Origin of the sequence: Streptomyces sp. JH14, assembly GCF_029428675.1 — a bacterium.
Lineage (GTDB): Bacteria > Actinomycetota > Actinomycetes > Streptomycetales > Streptomycetaceae > Streptomyces.
Window position 1 is genome coordinate 5,822,497 of sequence record NZ_JAJNEL010000001.1, and the last position, 16,722, is coordinate 5,839,218.

Annotated in this window: 12 protein-coding genes and 2 pseudogenes; 11 read left to right on the top strand and 3 right to left on the bottom strand. The window is 67.7% G+C overall.

The window, feature by feature from the left end:
• Window positions 1–454: 454 nt before the first annotated feature.
• The 9 genes from ngcE to LRD69_RS26295 all read left to right on the top strand — a co-directional run bounded on the left by ngcE (window position 455) and on the right by LRD69_RS26295 (window position 12,796).
• Window positions 455–1,900, top strand: a complete 1,446-nt coding sequence (gene ngcE / locus LRD69_RS26255) for an N-acetylglucosamine/diacetylchitobiose ABC transporter substrate-binding protein (RefSeq protein ID WP_277329001.1) — start codon at window positions 455–457, stop codon at window positions 1,898–1,900.
• Window positions 1,901–1,936: 36 nt separating this feature from the next.
• On the top strand, window positions 1,937–2,869 hold the full coding sequence (locus LRD69_RS26260) for a sugar ABC transporter permease (RefSeq protein WP_277329002.1): 933 nt from the start codon (window positions 1,937–1,939) through the stop codon (window positions 2,867–2,869).
• Window positions 2,870–2,883: 14 nt separating this feature from the next.
• Window positions 2,884–3,819, top strand: coding sequence for a carbohydrate ABC transporter permease (locus tag LRD69_RS26265; RefSeq protein ID WP_277329003.1), 936 nt, complete (start codon window positions 2,884–2,886; stop codon window positions 3,817–3,819).
• A gap of 392 nt (window positions 3,820–4,211) precedes the next feature.
• Window positions 4,212–5,411 (top strand): ROK family transcriptional regulator, encoded by a 1,200-nt coding sequence (locus tag LRD69_RS26270; protein WP_277329004.1) that lies wholly within the window; start codon window positions 4,212–4,214, stop codon window positions 5,409–5,411.
• A 120-nt stretch (window positions 5,412–5,531) separates the two neighbouring features.
• Window positions 5,532–6,647, top strand: a complete 1,116-nt coding sequence (locus LRD69_RS26275; RefSeq protein WP_277329005.1) for a substrate-binding domain-containing protein — start codon at window positions 5,532–5,534, stop codon at window positions 6,645–6,647.
• 253 nt (window positions 6,648–6,900) lie between these two features.
• Complete coding sequence (locus LRD69_RS26280; protein WP_277329006.1) at window positions 6,901–7,689, top strand: ATP-binding cassette domain-containing protein; 789 nt, start codon at window positions 6,901–6,903, stop codon at window positions 7,687–7,689.
• Complete coding sequence (locus LRD69_RS26285; protein ID WP_277329007.1) at window positions 7,686–8,990, top strand: sugar ABC transporter permease; 1,305 nt, start codon at window positions 7,686–7,688, stop codon at window positions 8,988–8,990. The genes LRD69_RS26280 and LRD69_RS26285 overlap by 4 nt, the downstream gene beginning before the upstream one ends.
• 175 nt (window positions 8,991–9,165) lie before the next feature.
• On the top strand, window positions 9,166–11,094 hold the full coding sequence (gene dxs, locus LRD69_RS26290) for a 1-deoxy-D-xylulose-5-phosphate synthase (RefSeq protein ID WP_277329008.1): 1,929 nt from the start codon (window positions 9,166–9,168) through the stop codon (window positions 11,092–11,094).
• A gap of 190 nt (window positions 11,095–11,284) precedes the next feature.
• Window positions 11,285–12,796, top strand: a complete 1,512-nt coding sequence (locus LRD69_RS26295) for an amino acid permease (RefSeq protein ID WP_277329009.1) — start codon at window positions 11,285–11,287, stop codon at window positions 12,794–12,796.
• 1 nt (window position 12,797) lies between these two features.
• On the opposite strand, the gene LRD69_RS26300 is transcribed toward LRD69_RS26295, so the two are convergent.
• The gene (locus LRD69_RS26300; RefSeq protein WP_277329010.1) at window positions 12,798–13,196 is read right to left on the bottom strand and encodes an NTP pyrophosphohydrolase; all 399 of its coding nucleotides are present in this window, start codon (window positions 13,194–13,196) and stop codon (window positions 12,798–12,800) included.
• 221 nt (window positions 13,197–13,417) lie between these two features.
• Here LRD69_RS26300 and LRD69_RS26305 point away from each other — a divergent pair, with 221 nt between their 5' ends.
• Window positions 13,418–14,542 (top strand): hypothetical protein, encoded by a 1,125-nt coding sequence (locus LRD69_RS26305; protein WP_277329011.1) that lies wholly within the window; start codon window positions 13,418–13,420, stop codon window positions 14,540–14,542.
• A gap of 176 nt (window positions 14,543–14,718) precedes the next feature.
• Here LRD69_RS26305 and LRD69_RS26310 read toward each other — a convergent pair.
• Together LRD69_RS26310 and LRD69_RS26315 are read right to left on the bottom strand one after the other, a co-directional pair.
• Window positions 14,719–14,802, bottom strand: a pseudogene (locus LRD69_RS26310) (NTP pyrophosphohydrolase); the annotation flags it as partial.
• A gap of 185 nt (window positions 14,803–14,987) precedes the next feature.
• Window positions 14,988–16,094: an LCP family protein gene (locus LRD69_RS26315; protein WP_277329012.1), complete on the bottom strand. Its 1,107-nt coding sequence runs from the start codon at window positions 16,092–16,094 to the stop codon at window positions 14,988–14,990.
• Window positions 16,095–16,330: 236 nt separating this feature from the next.
• On the opposite strand from LRD69_RS26315, the pseudogene LRD69_RS26320 reads away from it, so the two are divergent.
• Window positions 16,331–16,690, top strand: a pseudogene (locus tag LRD69_RS26320) (NAD-dependent epimerase/dehydratase family protein); the annotation flags it as partial.
• Between the last annotated feature and the right edge of the window lie 32 nt (window positions 16,691–16,722).

Here is a 16,722-nt window from a genome sequence, read left to right on the forward strand (position 1 = left end):
TTGTCAGGGCGATGTGCAGGATCCAGTAGGGAGGCAAGTGGCGTGATGTGTCAAGGGTGTTGGGTGGGTGTGCCCGGGCGAATCGACCGGAATGCGGAAACTGTTACACCTGGAGGAGCGCGCGCGGGGTTCATGTATCCGCGAGGTCTCAACTCGGGAAAGACTGCCGATCAAACCTGTATTCGATCTTGATCAGTTGGCGAGAAGTGGACTATACCTGTGGGCATCTGCACAGCCGCTTCACACGGGCGCGGACGCGGGGGTGGGGGAACGGCTGCGGGCCACAATCGATGGCCTCGCTGTACGGTCTCCCGATACCCCCACTGCACCAGGCAATTCGGTACATCTGCATGACCAAGCGCAACTGACCGCGGTGGCGGGGCCCTTCGCCTGAGGCGATATCGACGGGTGACCGGTACACCGCCTGAGTCCTGGAGAAGGCGAGGACTTGAGCATGGGATCCACCTCTGCGCAGAGCGACAACGGCGGCCTCGGTCGCCGCGATCTGATCAAGCGCTCCGCAGCGCTCGGCCTGATCGCCGTTCCGACGATGAGCTTCCTCTCCGCTTGTGCGTCCGGCGGCGACGAGGGCAATGCGAAGGAAGAGAAGAAGGGCTCGGTCACCAAGGACAACCCCTTCGGCGTCAACAAGGGCGGAAACCTCGAGGTCGTCGTCTTCAAGGGCGGCTACGGCGACGACTACGCCAAGGCCTGGGAAGCGCTGTTCGACAAGAAGTGGGGAACGAAGACCACGCACCTGGGCACCCAGGAGATCACCGGCAAGCTGCAGCCGCGCTTCAACGGCGGCAACCCGCCGGACGTCATCGACGACTCGGGCGCCCAGCAGATCAAGCTCGACGTCCTCTTCAAGGGCGGTCAGCTCTTCGACCTCGCCCCGGTGCTCGACGCTCCGTCGGTCGACGACCCGTCCAAGAAGGTCCGCGACACCCTGATCGCCGGCACCATCGAGCAGGGTCTGCAGGGCGGCAAGGTCGTCGCCCTCAACTACGTCTACACGGTCTGGGGTCTGTGGTACTCCGGCAAGCTCTTCAAGGACAAGGGCTGGGCCGAGCCGAAGACGTGGGAAGACTTCCTCTCGATCTGCAAGAAGGCCAAGGCCGACGGCATCGGCGGTCTGGCTCACCAGGGCAAGTACCCGTACTACATCAACATCCTGATCATGGACCTCATCGCCAAGACCGGCGGTCTCGAGGCCATGAAGGCGATCGACAACCTCGACCCGAAGGCGTTCGTCGGCAGCGACGCGGCCAAGGCGTCCATCGAGGCGGTGTACGAGATCGTCGAGAAGGGCCTGCTGATGCCGGGCACCAACGGCCTGACCCACACCGAGTCGCAGACCCGCTGGAACCAGTACAAGGCCGTCTTCATCCCCTCCGGTTCCTGGCTGGAGAACGAGCAGCTCAAGCAGACGCCGGCGGACTTCGACATGAAGTTCCTGCCGATTCCGCTGCTGCCGGGCAGCAAGCTTCCCTTCGAGGCGATCCGGGCCGGCTCCGGTGAGCCGTTCATCATCCCCTCCAAGGCCAAGAACCTGCCCGAGGCGCAGGAGTTCATGCGGATGATGCTCTCCAAGGAGTGGTCGACGAGCTTCGCCAAGGAGGCGAACTCGCTGACGATCCTGAAGGACGGTGTCGACCCGAGCGTCCAGCTGCGTCCGGGCACCCAGTCCACGGTCGGGGCGGTGAAGGCGGCGGGCGACGCCAACTCCTTCAACTACCTCTACCCGAGCTGGTACAGCGAGATGGACGTCGCGATCCAGAACGCGTCCAACGAGCTGATGTCCAAGCGCATCCAGCCGGCCGAGTGGCTGAAGCGTGCCCAGGCCGCCGTGGACAAGGCGGCCAAGGACCCGGCCAGCAAGCAGAACCACCGCGACTGATCTCGGCGCTCGCCGTAAAACCAGGGGCAGGATGTCATGCGAAAAGGGCAGTACAGATTCATCGCGGGATTTCTTCTCGCACCGCTGGCGTTGTATCTGATCTTCGTGATCTGGCCGTACATCCAGACCTTCGGGTACTCATTCACCAACTGGTCCGGACAGTCACCGGTATTCGACTTCGTCGGCCTGGACAACTACACCGCGTTGTTCCACGACGATGTCTTCCGTACGGCCCTCTGGCACAACATCCTGCTCCTGGTGTTCATTCCGGTCTTCACCATCCTGATCGCCCTGTTCTTCGCCTTCATGGTGAACGCGGGCGGCCGGGGCGGTTCCGGTGGTGTGCACGGCGTCAGGGGTTCCAGCTTCTACAAGATCATCTACTTCTTCCCCCAGGTGCTGTCACTCGCGATTCTCGCGGTGCTGTTCCAGGCGGTGTACCGAAGTGACCAGGGGGGCCTGCTCAACGGGCTCCTCATGAAGCTCGGGCTGGTCGACACCGACAGCCCCATCGAGTGGATGAACGACCCCAAGCTCGTGCTCTGGTGCCTGATGGTCATCATCGTGTGGCACGGGGTCGGCTTCTACCTGGTGCTCTTCTCCGCGGCGATGCAGTCCATCCCGAAGGAGATCTACGAGGCCGCCCTGCTGGACGGCGCCGGCCGCGCCCAGACCTTCTTCCGGGTGACGCTTCCGCTGCTCTGGGACTCCGTGCAGACTGCGTGGGTCTATCTCGGCATCGTGGCGATGGACATGTTCGTCCTGGCGTCGACCATGACGCCGGGTACGGGCTTCGGTGGCGGCCCCGACCATCACGGTGAAGTCATGGCGACGGTGCTGATGCGGAACTTCCTGTACTTCGGCAAGAGCGGCTACGCCTGCGCGATGGGCGTCGTGATGCTCATCCTGACCATGATCATTTCCGTCATCACGCTGCGTGCTACCCGCCGTGAGCGCATCGAGTTCTGAGCGGGAGTCAAGCAATGAGTACACCCATCAAAGAACCGTCGGTCGCCGTCGACGACAGCATTCCCGGGCAGAGGGGCTCGAAGAAGGCACCTGGGCCCGGTGACCGCCGGACCGAGGGCATGACCCTCAACGTCTTCTCGCACGGCTTTCTCGTGCTGTGGGCCGTCCTGATCGTCCTGCCGCTGTTGTGGCTGCTGCTCAGTGCGTTCAAGACGGACGCGCAGATCGGTGGCTCGGCGCTGAGCTGGCCGACGAACTGGTCCTTCGATGTCTTCGGGCGCGCCTGGGACAAGGGCATCGGCGACTACTTCGCCAACACCCTGATCGTGCTGGTGTTCTCGGTGCCGCTGACGATGCTCTTCGGGGCGATGGCGGCGTACGTCCTGGCACGGTACGAGTTCCCGGGCAACCGGATCATCTACTACTTCTTCGTCAGCGGCGCGATGTTCCCCGTGTTCCTCGCGCTCGTCCCGCTGTTCTTCACGCTGCAGCGGTTCAGCCTGCTGAACACCTACCAGGGTCTGATCCTGGTGTACATCGCTTACTCCCTGCCGTTCACCGTCTTCTTCATGCACTCCTTCTTCAGGACGCTGCCCACGGCGATCCACGAAGCGGCGGTCATCGACGGGGCCTCGCACACCCGGGTCTTCTTCCAGGTGATGATGCCGATGGCCAAGCCCGGCCTGCTGAGCATCGGCATCTTCAATGTGCTGGGCCAGTGGAACCAGTACATCCTCCCCTCGGTCCTGATGCAGCCGCAGAGCTCGGGGGAGAAGGAGAAGTACGTGCTGACCCAGGGACTGATCCAGCTGCAGCAGCAGCAGGGATACGCGACGGACCTGCCGGTGCTCTTCGCCGGTGTGGCCATCGCCATGCTTCCGATGCTGGTCGTCTATCTCTCCTTCCAGCGCCAGATCCAGGCGGGCCTCACCGCAGGCACGATGAAGTAGCCGAGGGCCGCCCGACGGCGGCCCTCGCCATCCGGGACGCCGTCGGCCGATCCGGGGGCCTGCGTGACGACGGCCTGTGTGACCCCGTGGGGGTCGTGCAGGCCGTCGGCGTGTTCGGGGGGAGGGGCCCAACCGCGTCCATCCGGGCCGGGGCTGCCGGACATATGTCCGGACATGCCGCACCTCTTGCACACAGATGAACCGTCCGCCGGCCGTATGTCGGCGGGCGGTTCGTCTGTTTTTTCACGGCCGCCCCATGTTTTCCCTGGTGAGGAGGGTTCGGCGGCCCGCTCATCGGAGGCTTCCGCTGCTCAAGGTCTTGACGGGTGGTGCCCCAAAACGCTCAGCTTAGAGTTCACATGTTAGAGAAACCGCTAGGAGTGAGAGAGTCGATGGAGACTCCCGGGTCGCAGACATCTCTGCATCGCGCCAACCTTGAGCGGGTTGTGCGCGCCGTGCGCATGGCGGGTTCGCTCACCCAGGCGGAGATCGCCAGGAGTACAGGCCTCTCCGCGGCCACCGTCTCCAACATCGTCCGCGAGCTCAAGGACGGCGGCACCGTCGAGGTGACCCCCACGTCCGCGGGCGGCCGCCGGGCCCGCAGCGTCTCTCTCAGCGGCGACGCCGGCATCGTGATCGGCGTCGATTTCGGGCATACGCACCTGCGGGTGGCGGTCGGCAACCTGGCCCATCAGGTGCTCGCCGAGGAGTCCGAGCCACTGGACGTGGACGCCTCGTCGGCGCAGGGCTTCGGACGGGCGGAACAGCTGGTCAAGCGGCTGATCGAATCGACCGGGATCAGCTCGGACAAGGTGATCGGCGTCGGCCTCGGCGTTCCCGGTCCGATCGATGTGGAGTCCGGCACGCTGGGCTCCACGTCGATCCTGCCGGGCTGGACGGGCATCAATCCCAGCGAGGAGCTGGCCGCGCGGCTCGGTGTGCCGGTGTACGTCGACAACGACGCCAACCTCGGGGCGCTGGGCGAGCTGGTCTGGGGCAGCGGCCGCGGCGTCAAGGACCTCGCCTACATCAAGGTCGCGAGCGGTGTCGGCGCCGGGCTGGTGATCGACGGGCACATCTACCGCGGGCCCGGCGGCACGGCCGGCGAGATCGGGCACATCACGCTCGACGAATCGGGCCCTGTGTGCCGCTGCGGCAACCGGGGCTGCCTGGAGACCTTCACGGCCGCGCGGTACGTCCTGCCCCTGCTCCAGCCCAGCCACGGGCCCGATCTCACCATGGAGCGGGTGGTCCAGCTGGCCCGGGAGGGCGATCCGGGCTGCCGCCGGGTGATCGGGGACGTCGGGCGGCACATCGGCAGCGGCGTCGCCAACCTGTGCAACCTGCTCAACCCCAGCCGGGTGGTCCTCGGCGGCTCCCTCGCCGAGGCGGGCGAACTGGTGCTCGCGCCGATCCGCGACTCGGTGTCGCGCTACGCCATTCCCAGTGCCGCCAGGAAACTCTCGGTGCTTCCCGGGGCGCTCGGCGCGCGGGCGGAGGTGCTCGGTGCGCTGGCTCTCGTACTGAGCGAGATGGGCGATTCGACCCTATTGGAGAGCACTCTGACGACGGCGACCCCTGCCTTCACTTAGATAACGAATGGCACCGTTGTCATCTCGTTAAGAATTTACTCCTTGACGTCGGGGCTGCGGCCGAGTTGACTTCCAGCCACCTCGGCCGCAACGTCGCGGCCTCGTCAGGGAGGTTCGAGAATGAACACGCGTATGCGTCGTGCCGCCGTTGCCGTTGCCGCCACCGCGATGGCCGTTTCGCTTGCCGCTTGCGGCAGCGCCAAGGAGTCCGGCGACAAGGCCACGGACACCGAGTCCGCGAAGAAGGGCAACGATCTCAAGATCGGTCTGCTCCTTCCCGAGAACCAGACGGCCCGGTACGAGAAGTTCGACCGGCCGATCATCGAGAAGAAGATCGGCGAGCTCACCGGCGGCAAGGCGAAGGTCATCTACGCCAACGCCAAGCAGGACGCCACGGTGCAGACCCAGCAGGTCGACACCATGATCACCAACAAGGTCGATGCGCTGATCATCGACTCGGTGGACTCCAAGGCCATAGCCGGCGCCGTGAAGAAGGCCAAGGACGCGGGCATCCCCGTCGTCGCCTTCGACCGCCTCGCCGAGGGCCCGATCGACGCCTACACCTCCTTCGACAACGAAGAGGTCGGCCACGTCCAGGGCAAGGCCCTGCTGGAGGCCATGGGCTCCAAGGCCAACGGCGGCACGATCGTGATGATGAACGGCGCGATCACCGACCCGAACGCCGCCCTCTTCAAGAAGGGCGCCAAGGCGGAGCTCGACGGCAAGGTCAAGGTCGGCAAGGAGTACGACACCAAGGAGTGGAAGCCGGAGAACGCCAACGCCAACATGGAGGCGGCGATCTCGGCCCTCGGCAAGGGCAAGATCGACGGCGTCTACTCCGCCAACGACGGCATGGCGGGCGGCATCATCACCGCCCTCAAGGCCGCCGGTCTCGCCAAGCTCCCGCCGGTGACCGGTCAGGACGCCGAGCTGGCCGGTGTGCAGCGCATCGTCGCCGGTGAGCAGTTCATGAGCGTCTACAAGCCGTACGGCCCCGAGGGCGAGGCCGCCGCCTCGATGGCAGTGGCGCTGGCCCAGGGCAAGAAGCTCGACTCGATCGCCACCTCCACGGTCGACAGCCCGACCAACAAGGGCGTTCCCACGTTCCTGGTCCCGGTCGTCTCGCTGACCAAGGACAACATCAAGGACACCGTCCTCAAGGACGGCGTCTACACGCTGGACGAGATCTGCACGGCCAACTACAAGGCCGCCTGCACCAAGCTCGGCCTGCAGTAGGCCGCGCCCCCGCCGCGAGCGCGGTCGGGCACTCGCCTTGCTCGCAAGGCGAGCTGACCGCGCACCGGCAGCAAGCCGGCTGAAAGATTCTCAGCGGCTTGCACCCGTGGAAGCCTGTCCGGCGCCCCGCACATCAACCGTCCCGCTATCGGGCGGGGCGCCGGGCGGAACGCTTCCGCACTTCTGTTCTCTTCTGCTCGACCACCGCGCCCTCCCCCGGCGCGGCATCCCCGCCGGTCAGGCGGCGAAGGAGATGGTTCACGTGTCCGCTACGCCCGTGTTGGCGTTGCGAGGGGTCTCCAAGCGATTCGGTGCCGTTCAGGCGCTCACCGATGTAGAGCTCGAGGTCCACGCAGGCGAGGTGGTCGCCCTGGTGGGCGACAACGGCGCCGGTAAATCAACGCTGGTCAAGACGATCGCCGGAGTCCACCCCATCGATGACGGAGTCATCGAGTGGGACGGCAAGGGCGTCCAGATCAACCGGCCGCACGACGCCCAGAACCTGGGCATCGCGACCGTCTATCAGGACCTCGCGCTCTGCGACAACATCGATGTCGTCGGCAACCTCTACCTCGGCCGGGAGCTCCGTAAGTTCGGAGTCCTCAACGAGGTCGAGATGGAGCGCCGCTCCCGCGAGCTCCTCAGCACGCTGTCGATCCGTATCCCCAGCGTCCGCATTCCGATCGCCTCTCTCTCCGGTGGTCAGCGCCAGACCGTGGCCATCGCCCGCTCGATGCTCGGTGAGCCCAAGCTCGTCATCCTCGACGAGCCGACCGCGGCCCTCGGTGTCGAGCAGACCGCACAGGTCCTCGACCTGGTCGAGCGGCTGCGCGAGCGCGGCCACGCGGTGATCCTCATCAGCCACAACATGGCCGACGTCAAGGCGGTCGCCGACAAGGTGGCCGTGCTCCGGCTGGGCCGTAACAACGGCGTCTTCGACGTCGCGACCACCTCGCAGGAAGAGATCATCTCCGCGATCACGGGCGCCACGGACAATGCCGTGACCCGTCGCGCGGCGCGCAACGGGGAGGCCCAGAAGTGAGCACCGACAACACCTCCAGCCCGATACTGGCGAAGACGGCCGACGCGCCCGCCGAGAACCCCGCCGCGGCGGCAGGTTCCGTCACCGCCGTCGACCCCCGGCTGCTCGTCCGCGAGCAGGGCATCGCCGGATACCTCGGCGAGTTCAAGCGCAAGATGAAGGCCGGCGACCTGGGCTCGATCCCCGTCGTCCTCGGCCTGGTCATCATCTGGGCGATCTTCCAGAGCCTCAACTCGAACTTCCTCACCGCCGGCAACCTCTCGGACATCTCGGTCGCCATGGTCGGCACCGGCATGATCGCGGTCGGCATCGTCTTCGTCCTGCTGCTCGGCGAGATCGACCTCTCGGTCGGCTCGGTCAGCGGTGTCGCGGGCGCCACCTTCGCCGTACTCAATGTCACCCACGGCATGTCCGAGTGGCTGGCCCTGGTCCTGGCGATCGTTACCGGCGCCGTGGCCGGCGCGATCCACGGCTACATCTTCGCCAAGATCGGCGTCCCCGCCTTCGCCGTCACCCTGGCCGGTCTGCTGTTCTGGAACGGCTTCATGCTCCAGATCCTCGGCTCCAACGGCACCATCAACCTCGACTCCGAGGGCGTGGTGGCCAAGCTGACCAGCTACTACTTCAGCGATGTCGCGGCCGGATACGGCCTCGCCGTGGTCGCCGTGGCGGCGTACTTCCTGTCGGCCTTCTTCGACAGCCGTCGCCGTGAGGCCGTGGGCGTCCCGTCCCGCCCGCTCAGCGAGATCATCGTGCGCACGGCCGGGCTGGCCGTGGTGGCCTTCGCCGTCGCGATCATGTTCAACCAGTACAAGGGTCTGCCGCTCGCCGTGGTGATCTTCCTGATCATGCTGGTGGCGACCGACTTCGTACTGCGCCGCACCTCGTACGGCCGCAAGATCTTCGCGCTCGGTGGCAGCGTCGAGGCATCCCGCCGTGCCGGTATCAATGTGGTGATGATCCGGACCTCGGTCTACGCGATCTCCGGCACCTTCGCCGCCATCGGCGGACTCTTCATCGCCTCCAAGATCACCTCCGCCAACCAGGGCGCGGGTAGCGGTGAGCTCCTGATGAACGCCATCGCGGCGGCCGTCATCGGTGGCACCAGCCTCTTCGGTGGCCGTGGCCGCACCTGGAACGCGCTGCTCGGTGTACTGGTCATCATCTCGATCCAGTACGGCCTTGCCCTGCAGGGCATCGCCTCACCGATCCAGTACATGATCACCGGTGGCGTGCTGCTCGCCACGGTCGTCATCGATGCCATCACGCGCAAGACCCAGAAGACGGCGGGCCGCGCCTGACCGCGGAACCCGCGCCTGTGCCCGGCACCCTTCGTGGTGCCGGGCACTTGCGTGTACGTATGTACGCACGCGCCGATCCGCACCGGAAAGCACCTCCCGATGACCTCGGCCCGGGACGGAACATTAGACTCAGCGGACCGGCACGCTAGACCAGCTCAAACGCAAGGAGGCACGGGTGGCCCTGCTGACCCGCATCGGGGGACCGCGCGACCTGGACCGGCTCAGTCCTGAGCAGCTGGAACAGCTCGCCGAGGAAATCCGGACCTACCTCGTCGACGCAGTCTCCAAGACCGGCGGCCACCTCGGCCCCAACCTGGGTGTCGTCGAGCTGACCATCGCCCTGCACCGGGTCTTCGATTCGCCGAAGGACAAGGTGCTCTTCGACACCGGTCACCAGAGCTACGTGCACAAGCTCCTCACCGGTCGCCAGGACTTCTCGAAGCTCAAGAGCAAGGGCGGCCTCTCGGGCTACCCCTCACGCGCCGAGTCCGACCACGACATCATCGAGAATTCGCACGCCTCGACCGTCCTCGGCTGGGCCGACGGCCTCGCCAAGGCCAACGAGGTGCTGAAGAAGGACGACCATGTCGTCGCGGTCATCGGTGACGGCGCACTCACCGGCGGAATGGCCTGGGAGGCGCTGAACAACATCGCCGCCGCCAAGGACCGCCCGCTCGTCATCGTCGTCAACGACAACGAGCGTTCCTACGCCCCGACCATCGGCGGCCTGGCCAACCACCTCGCCACCCTGCGCACCACCGACGGCTACGAGCGCTTCCTGGCCCGCGGCAAGGACATCCTGGAGCGCACCCCCGTCGTCGGCAAGCCGCTCTACGAGACGCTGCACGGCGCCAAGAAGGGGCTGAAGGACTTCATCGCCCCGCAGGGCATGTTCGAGGATCTCGGCCTGAAGTACGTCGGCCCGATCGACGGCCACGACATCGAGGCCCTGGAGTCCGCGCTGCAGCGGGCCAAGCGCTTCGGCGGCCCGGTCATCGTGCACTGCCTGACCGAGAAGGGCCGCGGCTACACCCCCGCGCTCCTCGACGAGGCCGACCGCTTCCACGCCGTCGGCAAGATCCACCCCGACACCGGCCTGCCCGTCGCCACCTCCGGCCTCGACTGGACCTCCGTCTTCGGCGAGGAGATGGTCAAGCTCGGCAAGGAGCGCAAGGACATCGTCGCGATCACCGCGGCCATGCTCCAGCCGGTCGGCCTCACCGCGTTCGAGAAGGAATTTCCGGACCGGATCTACGACGTCGGCATCGCCGAGCAGCACGGCGCGGTCTCCGCGGCGGGCCTCGCCACCGGCGGACTGCACCCGGTCTTCGCGGTGTACGCCACGTTCCTCAACCGGGCCTTCGACCAGGTCCTGATGGACGTCGCCCTGCACAAGTGCGGCGTCACGTTCGTCCTGGACCGGGCGGGGATCACCGGCACCGACGGCGCCTCGCACAACGGCATGTGGGACATGTCGATCCTGCAGTGCGTGCCGGGCCTGCGGATCGCCGCCCCGCGCGACGCCGACCAGGTCCGCGCCCAGCTGCGCGAGGCCGTCGAGGTCGACGACGCCCCGACCGTGGTCCGCTTCTCCAAGGGCGCGGTCGGCCCGTCGGTCAAGGCCGTCGGCACGGTCGGCGGCATGGACGTGCTCCGCAGGCCCGACGTGGCCCGCCCGGACGTCCTCCTGGTCTCCGTCGGCGCGCTCGCCCCGATGTGCCTGGAGATCGCCGGTCTGCTCGACGCCCAGGGCATCACGACCACGGTCGTCGACCCGCGCTGGGTCAAGCCGGTCGACGAGGCCATGGCCCCGCTCGCCGAGCGGCACCGGGTCGTCGTCACCGTCGAGGACAACAGCCGGGCCGGTGGTGTCGGCTCCGCCGTCGCCCAGGCGCTGCGCGACGCCGGTGTCGACGTACCGCTGCGCGACTTCGGCATCCCGCCGCGCTTCCTCGACCACGCCTCCCGCAAGGAGGTCATGGCCGAGATCGGGCTGACGGCGCCGGACATCGCACGACAGGTCACGGGACTTGTGGCCAAGCTGGACGGCCGCTTCGAGAGCGACGCCGACACGCCGTCCGTGATCGAGCCCGCCCGGGACTGACCCGTACGAGCACCGACCCGTGCGCGGACGGATGAGTGCGAGCGAAAGCGATACGGCCGATGGGCCGGTCGGACGACCCTGTACGGGTGGTCCGACCGGCCCATTCGCGTGAAATCGCCCGACGGCGGGCCCGTTGCCGCGGGTGCTGTCCCAATCATGGCGTCCACGACGAGTGCGTGGAGGTACGCCGGTGACTGCGCAGCAGGACACACCCCCCAGCAACGACGGACTGTTCCGGACCAAGACGGTCGAGCAGTCCATCCGCGACACCGAGGAGCCGGAGCACGCGCTCAAGAAGTCCCTCTCCGCTCTGGACCTCACCGTCTTCGGGGTGGGTGTCATCATCGGCACCGGCATCTTCGTCCTCACGGGCAAGGTGGCGAAGGAGACGGCGGGGCCCGCCACCGCTCTCGCGTTCGTGGCCGCGGGGATCGTCTGCGCCCTTGCCGCGCTCTGTTACGCCGAGTTCGCCTCCACCGTCCCGGTCGCGGGGTCCGCGTACACCTTCGCGTACGCCTCGCTCGGTGAACTGATCGCCTGGATCATCGGCTGGGACCTCGTGCTGGAATTCGCCCTGGGCACGGCGGTGGTGGCGGTCGGCTGGTCCGGCTACGTCCGCTCGTTGATGGACAACGTGGGCTGGACCATGCCCGAGGTGCTCGCCGGACCGGATGTGGCTACCGGATTCGGCTTCGACGTCCTGGCCTTCCTCCTGATCCTCGTCCTGACCGTGATCCTGGTGCTCGGCATGAAGCTGTCCGCCCGGGTCACGACGGTCGTGGTCGCCATCAAGGTGGCCGTGGTCCTGATCGTGATCGTCGCGGGGCTCTTCTTCATCAAGTCCGCCAACTATCATCCGTTCATCCCGCCGGCGCGGCCGCAGCCCACCGGCTCCGGGCTGAATGCACCGCTGATCCAGCTGATCTTCGGTTACGCGCCCACCGACTTCGGCGTCCTGGGCGTCTTCACCGCCGCCTCCGTCGTGTTCTTCGCCTTCATCGGCTTCGACGTCGTGGCCACCGCAGCCGAGGAGACCAAGATCCCGCAGCGCGACATGCCGCGGGGCATCCTCGCCTCGCTCTTCATCTGCACGGTGCTCTATGTCGCCGTATCGCTGGTGGTCACCGGCATGGAGCACTACACCGAGCTGTCGGTGAGCGCGCCGCTGGCCGACGCCTTCAAGGCCGTCGGGCATCCCTTCTACGCCGGGACCATCAGCTTCGGAGCGGCGGTCGGCCTCACGACGGTCTGCATGATCCTGCTGCTGGGGCAGACCCGGGTGTTCTTCGCGATGAGCCGCGACGGGCTGCTTCCGCGCTTCTTCTCGAAGACGCACCCGAGGTTCGGCACCCCGTACCGTCCGACCATCCTGCTCGGCGTGATCATCGCGATCGTCGCCGGATTCACCAGCATCAACGAACTGGCGACGCTGGTGAACATCGGCACGCTCTTCGCGTTCGTGGTCGTCGCCCTGGGCGTCATGGTGCTGCGCCGTACCCGGCCCGATCTGCACCGCGCGTTCCGCACCCCGTGGGTGCCGTTGCTTCCGATCGTCTCCGTCGCGGCCTCGGTGTGGCTGATGCTCAACCTGCCGGCGGAGACATGGCTCCGGTTCGGCATCTGGATGGTGATCGGGGTGGTCATCTACTTCGTGTACGGGCGCCGCCACAGCCGGATCGATGTGCCGGCCGTCCGGCCGTAGCTCAGTCGGTACGCGGCCGTACGGTACGCGGGCCCGCACACCACGCCCCGCACGCCTCGACCCGCTGCCGCAGCTCCCGGTCGGCCGTGACCACGACGCAGTCACGGTCCGCGGACCGGGCCGCCTCGGCGGCGACGAGCTCGACGATCAGGTCGTCACCGCTGGCGGGCGCCGACTCCACCCGTACCCCCGGCACCGACTCCACACCGCGGGCCGCGCCCTCGACGACCAGCACGAGCTCCGCGGGGCCGGGGTGCCCGGGCACGCCGGCCGCGGCCAGGGGGACGAGGGCATCCCGCAGCCGTTCGGTCGCGCCCAGCCGGTCCCGCCACCAGCCGTCGGGCACCGACCCGACCACATTGGCCGCGTCCACGATCACCAGCGTCCGTTCGGTCACCATGCCGGAAGGGTGCCACGCACCGGCCGTCGCATGGTTCGTCGGCCGCCGACGGCGGGGAATTCTTTGCCGACTCCGGGAGCATGATCGCCCGGGCGGACGGGTGGCGATTCCGTTTCGTTCGAACGGTGATTCTATGATGGGCCGTTCCCGTCTTCCGCGTGTCGGCCGCACAACGGGCCGCGGAACAGGAGCGGGCAGACATGGGAAGGATGACCTCACGCATGCGAGTCGGATCGGGGCGTGCCGCCCAGGGGAAGGCCTCGGGAACGGGCGCCCTCGGTAACGCCGGGAACGAGCAGTGGGAGGCCGAGTCCCCGGTCGGCGGACGCTGGCTCGTCCGGGGCAAGGACGGCAGGCTCACCGCGTACGCCCGCAATCGGGAGGGGCTCCTGCGCTGGACCGAGGAGCGTCCCGGCGGGCCCCGCTGGCAGGGCCCGGACTTCATTCCGGTTCCGGATCTGACGCACCTCGGCATCGCCCAGGGCGCGGACAGCTATGTGCACTTCTTCGGGCGCCGGTCGGTGGACAAGGGTGAGGGCCTGCCGGCCGTCGACATCGTGCACGCCATCCAGTACCAGACAGGCCGCCCCGTCACCTCGTGGCGATCACTGGGCAACCCGCACAAGGACGCCGAACGAGCCGCACGGATCGGCCCCCCGGCGGGCGCCGTCACTCCGGCCGGTGCGGTGAACGTCTTCGTGCGGAACGCCGGCGGCGGCATGATGCTGCGCCGCGAGGGCAAGAGCGCCAAGTGGGAGGCGTGGACGGACCTGAAGGGCAGTCTGGCGCAGGACACGATGGCCGTGTCGGTCGCCGAATCCGGACGGATCGAACTCCTGGTGCCGGGCAGCGGCCAGGCCATGAGGTGGACCCAGCCCGAGGCCGACGGTGCCTTCGAGAAGGTACAGAACATCCCTGTCGAGATCGCCCCCGGCGGCGTCGCCGCGCTGGAGACCGCCCCGGGCCGGAACACCTTCTACTGGACCGACCCCACCACCGGCGGGATCGTCGCACAGCGACTGGGCACCCCGGTCATCCCGCTGGGCGGGACCCCGGCCGAGGGACCGATCACCGTGCTGCGCGCGGTGCTGGACGGCTACGACTGCACGATCCTCGCGCACCGCGATCTCGACGGGCACGTCATGCTTGCGGCCTGCGGAACCGAGAACGAGGGCGGCGGACTCTGGTGGTCGCCGACGGGTGAACGGACCGCCGCGACGCCGGCGTTGGCACTCGATGTGCACGGGCGGGTGGTCCTCGCCATGATCGGGGCGGACGGCAGGCTGTACGTGGCCCGGCAGAACCGTGAACCGGGTCTGGCGATGGATCCCGCCGAGCGGGTGTGAGCGTGCCCGCCGGCGGCTGACGGGGCGCGCGGCAGCGGTCTGCGCCGATGTCCTGCCGGGGGCCCTGCCGCGTGCGAGCCGTCGGAGCGTCACGCTGTTCATGGCCCAGCGGTTCGTCGTCGCGGAGCGGGCGGGATCCGCTCTTGGTTGCAGGCCGGGCGGCGGCGCACGCTGATCCGTACCCATGGCACCGGCTCCACACCGCGGGCCGCGCACTCGACGACCCGCACCGGCTCGACGGGGCCGGGGTGCCCGGGTACCCGGCTACGGCAGGCGGACCAGGCAGTCCCGCGGCCGCGCCCAGGCGGCCCCGCCGCCCGCCCCCGTCGGCCCGCCAGGCGCTCTCGCGGCGTCCCCTCGAGCACGTGGGCCGGGGCCACGGTCATCGGAGCCCGTTCGGTGACCATGCCGGACGGGTGCCACGCACCCGCCGGCACATGGTCCGTCAGCCGCCGGTGGCGGGGGACTTCTTCGCGGACTCCGGGATGGTGCCGTCCTTGCGGATGGCCTTCCAGAGGTCACCGGCCTGCGGCTGGGCGGCCACCACACGGTTCGGGTCCTGCTTGTCGTACACCACCGGAAGCATGATCGTTTCCATGGTGCTCGGGTCCACGCCGTTCATCGACCGGGCGAACTCCGCCAGGGACTTCAGCGAGGCGAGGCCCGAGTCGGTGGTCAGCGACTTGGTGGCCGAGTTGGCGATCTTGTACGAGTCGGTCGGACTGCTCAGCAGATCCTGCGACTTGACCTCGCTCAGCAGCGCGAGGAGGAACTGCTGCTGGAGACCGATCCGGCCCAGGTCGCTGCCGTCGCCGATGCCGTGCCGGGTGCGGACGTACGAGAGGGACTGGGTGCCGTCGAGCTTGTGCGGGCCGGCCGTGAGGTCGAGGCCGGACGACGTGTCGTGGATGTCCTGAGGAACATCGACCGTGACCCCGCCGATGGCGTCCACCAGATCCTTGAACCCGGCGAAGTTGATCTCCAGATAGTGGTCTATCCGGACCCCGGACATCTTCTCGACGGTCTTGACCACACAGGCCGGACCGACCTGTGAGTAGACGGAGTTGAACATCACGCGGTTCGCGGACGGCGTCGTCGAACCGTCGGCCTTGGTGCACTCGGGCCGGGTGACGAGGGTGTCGCGCGGTATGGACACGGCGACGGCCCTGCTCCGGCCCTCGGGTATGTGCACCACCATCGCGGTGTCGGACCGGGCGCCGCCGACGCTGCCGCCGCCGCCCAGCGCCTTGTTCTCGGCACCGGCTCGCGAGTCGGAGCCGAGCACCAGAAGGTTCTGGCCGCTGGTGGGCAGCTTCTCCGGACGGTCGTCGCCGAGCGCCTTGTTGATGTCGACGCCCTTGATGTTCTTGTCGAGCTGGCTGTACAACCACCAGACGGTGCCACCGGCGGCGAGCAGCAGTACGAGCACAACGCTGAGGGTGATCTTGAGGCCGCGGCGGCGCTTGCGGGGCGTGCCTCTCCGGTTCCGTCCGCCGCCGTGAGAGGTCGAACGACTGTCGCGCGGGCCCGGTGTCATGGCGTCGTGGCTCATCGTGGTCGAGTCCTCAATCTCATTGCCCGGGGTGGGCGGTGAAGTGCGTGGGACTCGGGTGGGGGGTGTGACCGGTCCGTGTATGCATGACTGACCGAGCACTATAGAACAGAGGATCGTGCGAATGTGTGTTTTGGTACTCGTCATCATGACCTGAGCACTCGAACCATTACTCGCTCGCGAGTTGGTTGATCACGGACGGGGCGGGTTTCAGCGGTGCGCATGCGGTGCGCGTCATGCGGGAGGCCGGTGAGTCGGTCGCCGTGTATGACGACCTCTCGACGGGCGACCGTTCGCGGGTTCCCGCGGACGTTCCGTTCGGGCAGGGATCGACGCTCGATGCAGCTCAGCTGCGTCGCACCCCGATGGACGTGTCGGTGCACGGCGTGGTCCGCCTCGCGGCGAAGAAGCAGATCGCCGAGTCCGCGGAACCCCCGCTGTCCTCCTGCCGGGAGAAGGTGCAGGGTCTGCGGACGCTGCCGGAGGCGGTGACCGACAGCGGTGTGCGCGCCTTCGTGTTCTCGTCCTCGGCGTCCGTCCACGGCATGCCCGATGTGCGGCTTGTGACGGAGGACACTCCGTGCGACCCGATCAACACCGGGCCCGCGTCGGGGCCGCCGCCGACCGC

What these genes read in the sequence shown, in the direction of transcription:
- ngcE (WP_277329001.1), top strand. Translation starts at nt 455, where the DNA reads ATGGGATCCACCTCTGCGCAGAGCGACAACGGCGGCCTCGGTCGCCGC.
- LRD69_RS26260 (WP_277329002.1), top strand. Translation starts at nt 1,937, where the DNA reads ATGCGAAAAGGGCAGTACAGATTCATCGCGGGATTTCTTCTCGCACCG.
- LRD69_RS26265 (WP_277329003.1), top strand. Translation starts at nt 2,884, where the DNA reads ATGAGTACACCCATCAAAGAACCGTCGGTCGCCGTCGACGACAGCATT.
- LRD69_RS26270 (WP_277329004.1), top strand. Translation starts at nt 4,212, where the DNA reads ATGGAGACTCCCGGGTCGCAGACATCTCTGCATCGCGCCAACCTTGAG.
- LRD69_RS26275 (WP_277329005.1), top strand. Translation starts at nt 5,532, where the DNA reads ATGAACACGCGTATGCGTCGTGCCGCCGTTGCCGTTGCCGCCACCGCG.
- LRD69_RS26280 (WP_277329006.1), top strand. Translation starts at nt 6,901, where the DNA reads ATGGTTCACGTGTCCGCTACGCCCGTGTTGGCGTTGCGAGGGGTCTCC.
- LRD69_RS26300 (WP_277329010.1), bottom strand. Translation starts at nt 13,196, where the DNA reads ATGGTGACCGAACGGACGCTGGTGATCGTGGACGCGGCCAATGTGGTC.
- LRD69_RS26305 (WP_277329011.1), top strand. Translation starts at nt 13,418, where the DNA reads ATGCGAGTCGGATCGGGGCGTGCCGCCCAGGGGAAGGCCTCGGGAACG.
- LRD69_RS26315 (WP_277329012.1), bottom strand. Translation starts at nt 16,094, where the DNA reads ATGAGCCACGACGCCATGACACCGGGCCCGCGCGACAGTCGTTCGACC.